This is a genomic window from Clostridium sp. L2-50 (genome assembly GCF_000154245.1).
GTDB lineage: Bacteria > Bacillota > Clostridia > Lachnospirales > Lachnospiraceae > Coprococcus.
Genome location: NZ_DS480312.1, coordinates 351479 through 365815, shown reverse-complemented (window position 1 = coordinate 365815; position 14337 = coordinate 351479). Strand labels below are relative to the sequence as shown.

The following is a 14337-nucleotide window of genomic DNA, read 5'->3' as shown; positions in this document are numbered from 1 at the left end:
CGCAAATAACAGGATATTTGTTGACATTTGGCAGGGCAGGAATTAAGATAAAGCATGTAAATTTCATAATGATAGAATCTGCTCAGATGCAGTCTTTTTCGTATCTGATCAGGGGGAAATTCGGTGAGAATCCGGTGCAACCGCCATTACTGTGTTAAGGCATCAGCCTTTCAGTCAGAATACCCGCAGATTTCATGAGATTTTTCCGCCACCTGTATAAGACAGGAACCAGATCGGCGGAGATGGGCAGTAAGACATTATTGCCTATACAGCTTTTGGGCGAGGGAAAAGCAGATGATGAAGAATAATAATCCCCTGCTTGGAACCAACAATTACATATTTATAAAGAAAGGAATCTACGAAATGAAACGAATCAGGACACTGGTGCTTTCGTTTTTATTTGCGTGCGCAGTTTTATTCGTGCCATTTGCAGTAAATGCAGGTTATGGTATTCAGAATGTTGCGGCAGCGGAAGAAGATGAAAGTACGACCGATTACAGCACAAAATATGTTGTGCTGTCTCTTGAGGGCTTTACGATCGGACAGGGATTTTATATCACACCGACTCGTATGTCTTATGAAGAGATTGGAAATGTCTGGAAACAGGAAGGGATAGACATTGATCTGTCTAAATTGACCGTTTCACAGGCAACTTATGCATTTTTCAAGAAAGCAGGACTTCAGACAGAGCCTGCAGGATCAAGTGCCTACAATGACAGCAACTTTTATCTGGCAAATATCAAAGGCATTGATAAAGGAACTGTAAAAGTTCCAACAGCACTCTTGGATGCATATAAGACACGTAACAATGGAAATGATCTGGAGCTGGATGACAAAACCGGTTCCGGACTCGGAGAATTTGATTACACATCATGGTCAGGCTGGATGATCACAGATGATAATGTATCTTGCAACACAAGTGCAGGAGCATATCTTGTAGACCAGGGAACCGGAGCAAATACCAATGTTCTTCGTTGGCAGTTTACACTTGCCGGTTATGGAGCAGATATTGGATGTGGATTTGAAGGAAATGAGGCATATTATGTAACACAGGATAAGACTGATCTGTATACATTATATGCAGAGAATGAAGAAGAAATTGCCAAAGATGCATCATTAAATGCAGAGCTTCTGGCAGTTATGACAGACCTGAATGCATCAGCAGATGATGTTGCAGATGCGGAATTGAAAATCAAAAAACTTAACGGAAATCTTGTATCAATCAAAATGAATAACGATGCACCATATATGACTCTTACAGATGCAGATGGAAAGACAGTGGCGGCTGGACATCCGGACAGTAATCATGTATATACAGTTGGACTTGAAAAAGGAACATATCGTTTATCAGGTTATAAATTAGTGAATGATAAAAAGGTAGATATGGGTTCAATCGATCTGGTTGTTACCAATGATGCTAAGCAGTCATATACATTATATAGCGTAACAGGAATTGCCTGTACAAATGCAGACACAGTTGACGGTTCAAAGGTATACTGGACAGAAGGCAAAGATTATACAATCACATCTAAGGTTATGTCACCGGATAGTGTAGATCGTCATGTGTCTCTTGGACTGATGCAGGCAGCAACTGCAACTGATTATGCGAGATATGCAGCACTTTGTTATGCTGCTGATATGGTTGAGGTGACGGTTACACCTTTAGGAGAGCATGTGTCAGCTTATGCTTCGAAAGTGGTATCCAATACAATCACTTCAAGCCGTTCCTATGGATATTCTATATCCGCACCGGCAGCAAGAAAGGTAACATTTACTGTACCGGAAGGAGCTGAGCTTCGTGTCGGAATCCTGTCAACCTATTATATTTACAGAGATGAAACAGGTACAAAGATAGAATCTGACGAAGAAGGTTATGATACATATGAGTATAATCTCGGAAGTGGTACTACTTATTATTATCGTGTATCCGGTGCAGGCGGTGTAACTTACTGGAACTGGGTTTCAACAAGTCAGGATGCAGATTATACAGTTACAAAAGCAGATATGTATATTGGGGATGATTCCTACAATCCGGATACTGTATATCATGATCTATCCAAGAACCTGTATGATGTTGCAGATATTTATCTTACATCAGATGAGCGTGGATATCTTTCTATGAAGAAGGGTGAGAAGTATAGTCTGGAATGTTTCCGTAACTGGCAGGCGATTGAAAGCTTTATGAATTCTAAAATAGCAGAACCGGATTTCCATTATACAGTTATTGATGAAAATGGAAACCCTTCCAACGATGTAATTTCAGTTACACCGGGAGCCCATTCCGAGGTCGCAGAGATTCAGGCGAAATCCGAAGGAACAGCACTTCTTCTGGTAACATATGATGCAGAGATCAATATGGCAAGCAAAAATATGGGCGGAACAAACTTCAGTGCGATCTGGCCGGAAAATACAGGTGTTGTTGTAGTAACTGTTGATCAGGATGGAACCGGCATTCAGACCAATATGACAATCAACGAAGGAAAGAATTCAGAAAAGGCAAAAACTGCAGCAGACGGAATCGATTCACAGCTTGATGTTCTTTATTATCTGAAGGGAACAGAAGGTGCAGAGTATACATTTGCACCGGAAAGCGGAGTATCTGTATCCGTTCTTCGTCCGGAGATCGTTGGTGGAAAACTGACATATGGTGGTTTCTCGGCAAAAGATATTACAGAGAATGAGGATGGAAGCTATACGATTGCAGGACTGACAGAAGGTCCTAATGTTGTTAAAGTTACAAAGAACGGAGTTAGTACCTATCAGGTAATTCGTGCAAAAGAGGTAGAGGTTTCATATACCTATAAAGATGCCGATGGAAATGATATAACTGCGGATAAGCTTACAGCAGGTGATTCTATTGTGATTTCCTATGGTGAGAGAACAGAAGACGGAAAGCGTTCTTATAATGGTACATATATTCCTGCTAACAAACTGGCAGGTGTATATAATATGTATGGTACTATCTATCTGACAGATGATGAGGGTAATGTATATAAGAGCAAGACAACTCAGTATCCATATGCGGCTACTCCGGCTGCACAGACAGTAACAGTTACTGTTCCAACTTATTATACAGAGGATACATTTACTTTAGACGGATGTCTTCTTGAATCAGGATTCGGTTCAGTCTATGGTTCACACAGACAGATCAAACATTCTGTTGGAAAACCTATGCAGATGGCAGCCGGTACAGGTACCGCATATATGGGCAGACTTCCAAAGATGGAATTTAAGCTTGCAGATGCAGGATTTGTAAATGTTTCATTAAGTGTTAATGACAGAAAGACACAGAATGAGATTAAAGATTACACAATCAGCGTAAAGGATGAAAAAGGAAATGTTACAACTGTAACAGACGGCGCATTCAAGGGACTTGTGGGCAGAACATATTCATATGCTATTAAGGCTGCAGGTTATATGTATAAAGAAGGATCTTTTGAGATTCCGGAGGATACAACAGGCGGTCTTGTGCAGAAGTTATACCTGACTCCATCTTCTGAACTTGCATGGGATGGAACGACAAAGACAGAACCAAAGCAGGTTGATGGTGTATATCAGATCGGAAGCGGAGCTGAGTTCTACTGGTTTGCAAATGAAGTAAATGTGAATAAGAAGGCTTCAATTGATGTAGTGTTAACGGCAGACATTGATCTTGCAGGTTATCAATGGACTCCGATTGGTGATTTTAATACTATTTATGCGGGTTCTTTTGATGGACAGGGGCACACGATTAAGAATCTGTATCAGAACGATACATCTTATTCAGGAATCTTTGGATTGGAAAAGGGACAGGTACGAAACCTGACAGTAGAAGGTAATATTTATATAGCTACCAAGACAGCTGCCGGTGCGATTGTTGGTTATCTCAATCAGGGAACAAAAGATAATCCGGCATTGATCTCAAACTGTGTTTCTAAAGTAAATATTACATACACAGGAACAAATTCTTATGCTAATATTGGTGGAATTGTAGGATATTGTAATACAAGCAGCTTAACGAATTCAGTAATAGAGAATTGTGTAAACTATGGTACGATCAAAGCTGAGAATGGTGGAACTGTAGGTGGTATTTTAGGATCCATGTCCAGCTGCAATATTACGATAAAGAATTGTACAAACTATGGTACTATTACAGCAAAGAGCAGAGTGGGTGGCATTCTTGGTACTCATGATGAATACAATGCATTTGCTCCTGGAGACAAGATTATTAACTGCTATAATGCAGGTGAGATTTCCGGTAAGGAGTATGTTGGAGGAATCGCAGGTATCTTCAATGGTAGAGAATCAAATAATGCCAGCACAGAGATGACAGGATGCTACAGTGCCGGAACGGTTACAGGAAGCGGTGCTACAACAGATGTTACAGCATTTGCAGGAGAGGCAGAGGATATGATAATATCCGGATCTGTATATTCATGTACGAATGAGGTAGGAAATACATATACTGAGGATCAGGCTGCTTTTGTAGCTGCTTCTGATATAGCAGCGGTAAAAGCACTGACAACAGAGACTGTTTCCAGAGCTTCAGATAAAGAATTACTTGATCGTGTTGCTCCTGTTATCGATATTCTTTCAAAGGTTCTGACAACACAGGATGAACAGGCATTTATAAAATTATATAATGATTTGAATGAAGCTATCGATAAAGTAAGAACTGTAAAGGTCGGTATATATGATTATACCGCAGTAAATGCAGGAATTGAGGGAGCATCTTCTGATGGTGTTGTCCTTGATGAAGTAAAAGTTGATGCAGCGACTGCAGTGGATGCTGTCGAAAAGGCATTAAAGGAGAACAATATTCCATATGTTCTGACAGATACAGGATATGGACCATATATGGAATCTATTAATGGACTGACTGTTCAGGCTGAATATACAATGTCAGGCTGGATGTTCTCATATAACCATGATGATTTTACAAATAGTGGATTGGGAACAGTTACATTAAATGATGGAGATACACTGGAATTCCATTATGAGCTTACAGGTGCGGATGTAGCATCTGCATATGCAGGACTCCCGGTATTAAAAGAACTTACAGTTGAGAATAATACATTTGCATTTGAGACAGAGACAGCATATGATGACAACTGGCAGCCAAGTTATACTTATAAAGTAAATGGTGAGACACTTGCCGGAGCCGGTACAGAAGCAGATCCATTTGTTGTAAAGATTAAGTCAGATCGTATAACTGGTTCAGATATTACGAAGTTAGCAGTTAATTATAAGACAGAAGCAGATTCTCATTATGTAACAGTAGATGGTCTTTCAGACAGCGTGGATCTGACAGATGGAGTTGTATTCCATATCACATCCAGAGCAGGAAGAACCGCTTATTATAAGCTTGCAATAGAAAAGGTATTGACAACAGACAATACAAAGATTGAAGTTGCAGAAGCTGTTTATACAGGAGAAGAAGTAAAACCGGAAGTAAAGGTATATCTGGATGATAAGCTGTTGACAGCAGAGAACTATGATGTGATATTTACCGATAATGTAAATGCAGGAACTGCTACCTGTACGATCAAAGGTAAGAATGAATATAGTGGACAGGTTCAGACAACCTTTGAGATTAAAAAGGCAAAGCAGGAAATCGTAGTTGCATCTACAACGCTGGAAGTAGTAGAGGGTGCAGAACCATTTGCTCTTGCAGTTGAGGCTAAGGGTGCACTTACATACACTATTTCAGCGGATGACATAGCTTCTGTAGACGAGACTGGTCTGGTAACAGTAAAGGCAGTTGGTACTGCTGATATTACGATCAAGGCGGCTGAGACAGATAATTATGAGGCAGCAGAACTGGTTATAAGTCTGACTGTTAAGAAGAATGAGGGCGTTCAGATTACTGCTGAAAATACAGTAGTCACAGTTTCGGATGTTACATATACCGGCAAAGAACAGGAGCCGGCTGTTACAGTTACTGTTGGTGGCAAAGAATTATCAGCAGATGATTATACTGTAGAATATTCTGATAACAAGAATGCAGGAACTGCAAAAGTAGTTGTTACAGGTAAGGGTAGTTATACAGGTACAGCAGAGAGTACATTTGTGATCAAGAAGGCACCACAGACGATCTCATCACAGACAATCTATGTATATAATAAATATATTGCATTAAGACCATCTGTTAAGGGTACAGTTACTTACACATCTTCTGATAAGAAGGTTGCAACCGTAAACAAGAAGTCCGGATTTGTTACAGCTAAGAAGCCGGGCAAGGTACAGATCAAAGTAACAGCCGCAGCAACAGCTAATTACAAGAAGGGAACAGGCACGATCACCCTGATCGTTGTACCTGCAACACCGACTGTACAGAAGGCTGCAGCATATAAGACCAAGGCAATCAAGGTTTCTTATAAGAAAGCTTCCGGCGCAAGTGGTTACCAGATCACATATGCAACAAATAAGTCATTCAAGAACGCTAAGAGCGCATCAGTAAGCAGCAAGAAGACAAGTGCTGTTATAAAGAACCTGAAAAAGGGTAAGAAATATTATGTAAAGGTAAGATCATATAAGAAGATCGGTGGCAAGAAGTATTACAGCGTTTACAGTAAGGTAAAGACCGTAAAGACAAAGTAATACGGAATTGCAAATGATTGGATCATAATATAAGATCATAACAGGATCTTGATACCGGCTGTCATAAGTTGGATATACAAATCTGACGATGTGACAGCCGGTATTTATTATAGAAAGAGCAATTACGCAGAAAGGGGACATATTCATTTTATGGCTGACAGATTTACGATGAGAGAAGACTGTATAGAAATGCTTCAGGAAGCTTATAAGAGGTTGAACAGGTATCCGAAGAAATCAGATTTTACGGTAGAAGAAGTTGCGGCGATCAAATCATTTCTTGGACCATGGCCGAGAGCCTTGGAAGCCGGTGGGATTCTTCCCGACCGTTCGGCTGAGCGGGAAGCCGAAAAGAAACAGAAAAGGATCGCAGCGAAGCGCAGACAGACGCAGTATAAGATTGAGCGTCAAAAAAATAACAGGAAAGATGAGACCGTAAATGAAGATGATAAATGAAAAACTCCAGATGCCGGGAAACGCATCTGGAGCTAGTCTGAAATATGAGGGGGCTCAAGAGATTATAGGATGGTACCTTTGAGCAAAATGGCAACAAACAAAATAAAACAACATGTTGCAAAGATACCAAACTTAACTTTGAGATAATTGCAGCGGGCGAAAGACCTCTCTGTCTCAGCGTAAGTGCTGCGCTCATTCCTGTTCTGTTCTTTGCTTGAATACTCCATAAGCACCATCCCTTGTCTTGATGATGTTACTATAAAACCTCTATGCATCATAATCTGCAAAAAAAATGCATCAATTCTGCATATTTCTTATAAAGAAGTATTAAGCATCTGTTAATTATAAAAATATCGGTTCATCTGGTAGAAGAACAATCCGTTTTTCATATAAAAGTTGTATTCTTCTGTTGTATCGACGTCTAATTCCATAGTGATCTCAGTAGTGTAAGTATAATAGGTATGAGCAGTCAGAGGTGTTCCTGTTAGCTTTTCAAATAGCTGCAGATCAGAATCCGGTATCTCTGTTGGAGTCATACCTGCACCGCTTCCGGACCCTTTCTCAAAGCTGAGCTCATAATAAGAGATTAATATATCGTATAGGGGGTCGAAACAAGTGTCACTGAACGTAGTTGAATTACCGACATGGCTTCCTAAAAAGTTATACAGTGGAAGTATATAATCATTGTAATATTTCAGTTTTACCAGACTTTCTTCATTATAGAAAGTGTTGGAATTAGGATCCAGATTCATTGTAAATGTAATCAGTTTGTTTGTGTCATAATCCAGGAGGCAATTCATTTCAAATCCAAAATAGTAGATATTAACCACCCATATCGTAAAACTGCGGTAAGAATCTTCGTCTGAGGTTGCGAGATATTTGGATATATACATCTCGTAGATACCATTTACAGTAAAATCACAGGAAAAATAATCTGAGAAATACGATGTCAGTTCATTTACGGTTATATCATGAATCTCACTGTAGGAATGCTTGTCCGTATAATCAAAGTTCAGATCGGTGTAATAACATTCTCCGTTTATGATGTTGATCTTCTCCAGCAGTGTCAGTTTATTTGTTACATCGAGATTGTTCGGACTGATCTCATGGCTGGATACGGAATTCAATGTTTTCCAGTCCTGAATACGAAAATACAGATTCGAGGCAACGATGCAGATCATAAAAATTGCAATGCATATTATAAACCAGAGAAGATTCTTGTAGAGGAAATGAAGAATACCGCGTGCTTTTCCGGTATGCTCGACAGAGGGAACAGTACCTTCTTCACTCTCATTTATCATATCATTTACTTCTGATTCAGAGATATCATCGTCTTCCTTATGGGCAGCGGTCAGTTCATAGGAAGCAATGACAGATTCTTTATTTTCTTTGTTACTCATGATGTGCCGCCTCCTTTATATTTGGTAATGTAATAGTGACAACCGTACCACGTCCGACGGCGCTCTTGTATTTGATCTTAGCCTGATGGATCTCTGCGATCTTGCTGCAAATAGCAAGTCCGAGTCCGGCGCCGCCCTGCGCACGGGATCTGGATTTGTCGATTCGGTAGAAAGCTTCACTGATTCGTGTGATTTCTTCCGGTGGCATTCCCCGTCCGTTATCTTTGATAATGATTACATAATTATCATCCCTTACAGTTCCGGCTACATGGATAAGACCATTGTCGTCGATCGCTTTTCTGGCGTTATCAATGATATTGATGATCAGAGACTGAAAGAGGTCAATGTCCATCATACAGCAGCCCTTTCGGCAGCTTGACTTTAATGTGATATGTTCCTTTGCCAGCTCCGGCTTCATAACATTGATTACATTTCGGACCGCAAGAGCCGGATCAGTCGGTGTCAATATAGTTTCCTGATTCTTAACGACCAGCAGATCTAGTAATTTCAAGGATAAGCTCTCCAGACGTTTTCCTTCTGAGAAAATATAGTTGGCTGCTTCATTTGTTTCGTCTTCACTCATATTCTGGCTTCGCAGAAGATCGGCATAACCGATGATCGAAGTCATAGGGGTCTTTAATTCATGTGCGAAGCTTCCCATAAACTGTTCCTGTTTTTCCATAGAGAAATGAAGCTCTGAGATGTTATCTTCGATAGTATCTGCCATGTTGTTGAAATCATTTGCGAGTGCCTCGATCTCATCGCTGGAGTGGATGTGCAGACGGGCAGAGTAATCACCGTGGGAGATATGCTGCGCAAGTGATGATAATTTTTCCAACGGCTTTGTAAGCAGGCTGGCTGCGATCATGGATGTGATACTTCCGACAACGAAGATCACGATCAACAGCAGACGGAATGTATTCTGTTCCTGCGCACGAGCAGCATACACGGAAGTGATGTCATAGACAATGTCCATCTGTGAGATGTCCAGATTTTCTGTATTGATATCCATGGAACTGCATAATTGCAGATAGTAGTTATTATTTTCTCTCCAAATGATTGAATTACAGGTATTTTCATCCGATGGTTTCATTTCTTTATATGTAAAGGATGAATTCATGATGCTTACGACTTCCATATCCGAATTTCGAAGAATGATATTCTTGCGGTTGGAGTTGCCCTGGGCGGAAAGCTGGTTGATGATATTAGACATGTCGATATAAGATGATACAGAATTTGTATCAACAGCAATCAGCAGAGTACTCTGAATACTCTCATAATTTAGCAGGTCGCTGTCGATGGTGGAAGATAACGAGGTTTTGAATGATCGGTGGATCAGTATGGTTCCTCCCAGACCGAAGGACAGTCCCAGAAGTACAACCATACATAATACCAGTTTATGCTTAAATTTCATAGAAACTCCTTTTTAGATCTCCAGACGATATCCGATCTTGTTAATGGTTTTTAAGCAGTCCTCCAGTCCGAGCTTTTTACGCATACGCTGAACATGGAGCGCAACTGTGCGGCTGTCGCATGGATAGTCGCCGCCCCAGATACGTTCATAGATCGTTTCACGATAGAGGGCAACGCCCGGATTCTGTGCAAATAACAGCAGCAGTTCATATTCCTTGTTTGTCAGAGGAATCTCCCTGCCGTTTTTGGTAACGCTCATTGCGACAGTATCGATCATCAGATCACGTATGGCAATCGTTGTATTCAGCTTATTATATCTCCGGAGTACAACCTCGATCCTTGCAAGAAGCTCGACAATCTCAAATGGTTTCACGATATAATCTTCGGCTCCCATCTTCAGACCCATAACACGGTCGTTTAAGGAATTCTTTGCTGTGATAAAGATTACAGGGATTTTTAACGGCTTGATATATTCAAGGACATCATAACCGGATGCACCCGGAAGCATGATGTCGAGCAGAACCAGGTCAAACGGATTTTCCTCTAATATATCGGCTGCAGCCAGACCGTCATAGATACAGGTACAGGAATATCCCGCCTTTGTAAGACTCATTTTGATCAGATTGGCGATTGGCTTTTCGTCTTCAACTACTAAAATATTAATCATAAATACATAACCTCCAGCGGGTCGACCTTAAATGACCCCATACGAATTAATTCTACTATATTTTAGAAAAACATAAAAGAGAATAATGCCGAAAAAATGAGATTTAAGGTTTTGTCCTGTCCCTCTCGGCTGTCCACTACCCCCCCACTTCATGTCTGCTCCCTTCCGGCTGGATTCTTTGCATATAAACTCGCATATTATCTATGAATTGTACCTGCCTTATTTGCTCATGCTCCTGTGCAAACTCGCCTTCGGCTCAAACATGCACCCGCATTCGCTGGCAAGGTACAAGTTCATAACGAAAATATTGCTTTATGTTTATATGCAAAGAATCCGACCGGAAGGGAGCAGACATGAAGTGGGGGGTGGTGGACAGCCGTGAGGGGGGGCAGGCGCGAGGTGGAGCAAAACACAAGTCGAGAGGGGGCGATGCGGAACATTGGGGAGTTCACAAGATGTTGTTTAGATGGTATATTAATAAAGATTGGATGAAGTTATTAAGCTATTATGTGTTTTAAAGAAAAGGGCAATATTTCTTAATAAAGGACAATAAGCAAATGATGAAAAAGGAAGAACTGAAAGAGTTAGAGGAAAGAATAGTGAATGGTTATCGCATCAGCAGAGAGGAAGCCGGATTGCTTATGGAAGCTGACCTGACAGAGCTATCTGAAGCAGCAGACCGGATACGACTGCATTTTTGTGGAAATGTCTGTGATGTCTGTTCTGTGGCGGCGGTCAAGGTAGGACAATGCAGCGAGGATTGTCTGTACTGTGCACAGTCAACAAGAGCAAAGGATAAAGTTCCGGCAGAATGTGTGCTGGGCGAGAAGGTATTGACGGATATAGCGGTTCAGGATAAGTGCAGAGGCTCTTATCGTTATGGACTGGTGTCTGTTGGCAGGCGACTGTCGAAAAAAGAGGTAGAGCTTGCTGTTTCAAATGTTGCGGATATAAGAAAAACTGCGGATATCCATGTGTGCGCATCCCTTGGTATGTTGGATAAGGAGGATTTCACGAAGCTGCATGAAGCAGGGATGACGATGGTTCATAATAATATGGAGACATCGGATGAATTCTTTAAGACCTTATGTACTACGCACACCTCAGATGATAAGAGAAAAAGCATCCGTGCGGCGAAAGCAGCCGGCATGAAGGTGTGCAGTGGCGGGCTGATCGGACTGGGAGAGACACTTTCTGATCGAATTGATCTGGCATTTTCCTTGAGAGAGCTGGATGTGGATTCTGTTCCGATCAATATGTTGAATCCGATTCCGGGAACTTATTTTGAGCATCAGGAACCGATGAAAGAAGATGAATTTCTTCGTACGGTTGCAATCTTTCGGTTTGTTCTGCCGGATACATTTATCCGCTTGGCTGCCGGAAGGGCATTTTTGCCTGATAATGGAAAGGCGGCACTTCGAGTCGGTGCAAATGCGGTTATCAGCGGTGACTTTCTGACAACGACAGGAATTACATTTGAGACAGATCTGCAGATGATACGTGAGCAGGGGTATGAGGTCGGAGCACCAAAGCCCGGCAGCCGCATGGACTTTTAATCGATATTGTTTCGTCCCACCGGCCGACTGAATACTCTGTATTAGACTCGCATATTTTCTATGCATTGCACTTGCCTGATCCGCTCATGCTTCAGTGCAAACTCGCCTTTGGCTCGGACATGCACCCGCATTCGCTGGCAAAGTACAATTCATAACGAAAATATTGCTAATGTCTATATACAGAGGATTCAGTCGGCCGGTGGGACGAAACAGTGTCGGGATGTAAGATTTAACTGCGGTTGTTGAATTTTCGAGAAGAAAATTATATTATAAAAAAGAATGAAAATAAGATCCGGCATAAAGGATTTACGGACAAATAATTTGTTTTAAGAAGAAAGAGGTACAACATGAATATTTATGACAGAATGATGGCGATTGGCACGAAGATGACAGAGATGGATGCCTCCACTTATCAGGGAGCATTTATCGGGAAGATATCATATATGGCAGAGAAGGAGCAGGCAGGACAGGCAGGCAGCATCCGCTACGAATTCGGAGCCGTAAAGGAGAATGCATTTATGTATATTCTTCCGATCCTTGGTTATGTGGATGGTGTAGAGTCACCTGTAGAGAAATTTACGGTAACTCTGGTAAAACCATCTGATAAAGAGAAAGAGTTGAAACGAGTGGAAGCGGCTTCTTATGATAATGCAGAGGATTTTCATACATTTTCAAAAGAAGAGGTTTACAGCTTCAGTAAGGAGACGGGTGATCAAAACAAGATTCATCTGACCGACCATCCGGTTGTACAGGGGATGCTTCTCCTTCGTACCGCCGCTGTAAAGGCAGATGATGTGGCGAGAATCGATGTGAAGTTTGTGGAACCATCATATGCAGAAGAAGAACTGAAATGGGCATATGATGGCAGGGATTATGTATTGTTTGCAGATGGATATGTGAAGGCAACATTCCGTATCAAATAATATCTGACATGGAGGGTGTATGAAGGTAAATAAGTTCAGCCGGATGTATCTGGTTGGCATGATCTGTATACTTTTGTCCGGTTTTTTTCCGTATTTCAGATATCGTTTTACGATACAGGATGTAGAAACTTTGAAGCAGGGGTATCCTTTATTGAATCTGAAAAAGCTGGCAACACAATATAGCGGTATGGGAGAAATCAACTTTTTTACGCGTGTTGTGCCATATTTTATTTTACTTGCGGGAATTGCCGGAATTGTATTGATATTGATCTATTTTGCAGGAGACCATGATACATGGAATATATTTAATCTGAATATGTTTATTCCTGTTGTAGCTTCGGGTGTTGGATTATTTATTATAAGACACCATCAGACGATCCGGGCAATTCGTGAAATATTGAACGACACTACAGAGAGTATGCACGAAAGCGGTTATACAGGATCTGCCGGATACGGAGCAGGATTTTATCTATTGGCAGCGGGCGTTATGATCAGTCTGGTGAGTGCGGTATGCTTCTTTGCACTTGATAAATAATTGAGGTATGAGAGATGGCAAATGAAAAGATTTTGTTGGTGGAAGATGATTTTGCACTTGCAATGGGAACAGAATATACATTAAAAACTGAAAATTACGAAGTCGTGAAAGCCTCGAATCTGGCAGAAGCGAAAGCACTGTTACAGCCGGACATTGATCTTGTATTATTAGACGTGATGCTTCCGGATGGAAATGGCTATGATTTTTGCCGATATATAAGAGAACATGATAATTATGTTCCTGTCATATTCCTGACGGCGGTTTCTGATGAGGTGAATCTGGTACAGGGGTTGGAACTTGGGGCAGATGATTATATTGCAAAGCCTTATCGCGTAAAAGAACTTCTGACAAGGATTGCAGTTATCTTGCGTCGGCAGAAATATAATTCCGATACAAAAGAAAAGAAGGAAGAAACGGAAGCGGACATTATATTCGGACATACAAGACTTGATAACAGGCTTTATAAGATTTATCAGAAAGAACGAAATGTAGACTGTACACCGAGCGAATTCCGTTTATTAAAAGAACTGGTGACACATGCGGATCAAGTACTTACCAGAAAACAGCTGATTGAACGGCTATGGGATGTAGATGAAGCATTCGTAGATGATAATACCTTGTCTGTTTATATCAAACGTCTGCGCGATAAGCTGGAAGAGGATGCGGTCTACATTCAGACTGTCCGCGGAATCGGCTATACCTTTTCATTAGGCAATTCAACTAATAAGTAAATATATATTATAAATTAAAATAAAAAAGATGCTATTACATATTATTACGCAAGACACTTCCGTTCTAATCCTCGTGCAGT

General features: G+C 41.0%; 9 protein-coding genes and 1 riboswitch. Of the genes, 6 read left to right on the top strand and 3 right to left on the bottom strand.

Annotated features, from left to right (window positions below; all coding sequences use genetic code 11):
• Positions 1-61: 61 nt before the first annotated feature.
• Positions 62-205, top strand: a riboswitch (cobalamin riboswitch).
• Positions 206-294: 89 nt separating this feature from the next.
• Both CLOL250_RS01815 and CLOL250_RS01810 read left to right on the top strand, forming a co-directional pair.
• Positions 295-6579, top strand: a complete 6285-nt coding sequence (locus tag CLOL250_RS01815; RefSeq protein WP_008400290.1) for an Ig-like domain-containing protein — start codon at positions 295-297, stop codon at positions 6577-6579.
• 150 nt (positions 6580-6729) lie between these two features.
• Positions 6730-7032 (top strand): homing endonuclease associated repeat-containing protein, encoded by a 303-nt coding sequence (locus CLOL250_RS01810; RefSeq protein WP_049941075.1) that lies wholly within the window; start codon positions 6730-6732, stop codon positions 7030-7032.
• A gap of 338 nt (positions 7033-7370) precedes the next feature.
• Here the strand turns inward: CLOL250_RS01810 and CLOL250_RS01805 are convergent, their stop codons facing one another.
• The 3 genes from CLOL250_RS01805 to CLOL250_RS01795 are packed head-to-tail and all read right to left on the bottom strand — an operon-like array spanning position 7371 to position 10512.
• Positions 7371-8432 (bottom strand): hypothetical protein, encoded by a 1062-nt coding sequence (locus CLOL250_RS01805; protein WP_008400286.1) that lies wholly within the window; start codon positions 8430-8432, stop codon positions 7371-7373.
• Positions 8425-9846, bottom strand: coding sequence for a sensor histidine kinase (locus CLOL250_RS01800; RefSeq protein ID WP_008400284.1), 1422 nt, complete (start codon positions 9844-9846; stop codon positions 8425-8427). The genes CLOL250_RS01805 and CLOL250_RS01800 overlap by 8 nt, the downstream gene beginning before the upstream one ends.
• Before the next feature lie 12 nt (positions 9847-9858).
• Positions 9859-10512 carry a response regulator transcription factor gene (locus CLOL250_RS01795; RefSeq protein ID WP_008400283.1) on the bottom strand — a complete coding sequence of 218 codons (654 nt, stop codon included), beginning with the start codon at positions 10510-10512 and terminating at the stop codon, positions 9859-9861.
• Positions 10513-11069: 557 nt separating this feature from the next.
• Here CLOL250_RS01795 and bioB point away from each other — a divergent pair.
• From bioB to CLOL250_RS01775, 4 genes are all read left to right on the top strand, one after another.
• Positions 11070-12068 carry a biotin synthase BioB gene (gene bioB, locus CLOL250_RS01790; RefSeq protein ID WP_008400279.1) on the top strand — a complete coding sequence of 333 codons (999 nt, stop codon included), beginning with the start codon at positions 11070-11072 and terminating at the stop codon, positions 12066-12068.
• 347 nt (positions 12069-12415) lie between these two features.
• Positions 12416-12991 (top strand): hypothetical protein, encoded by a 576-nt coding sequence (locus CLOL250_RS01785; protein WP_008400278.1) that lies wholly within the window; start codon positions 12416-12418, stop codon positions 12989-12991.
• Positions 12992-13010: 19 nt separating this feature from the next.
• Positions 13011-13526, top strand: a complete 516-nt coding sequence (locus CLOL250_RS01780) for a hypothetical protein (RefSeq protein WP_008400277.1) — start codon at positions 13011-13013, stop codon at positions 13524-13526.
• Between the two features lie 14 nt (positions 13527-13540).
• Complete coding sequence (locus tag CLOL250_RS01775) at positions 13541-14257, top strand: response regulator transcription factor (protein ID WP_008400276.1); 717 nt, start codon at positions 13541-13543, stop codon at positions 14255-14257.
• The last annotated feature ends 80 nt before the right edge of the window (positions 14258-14337 follow it).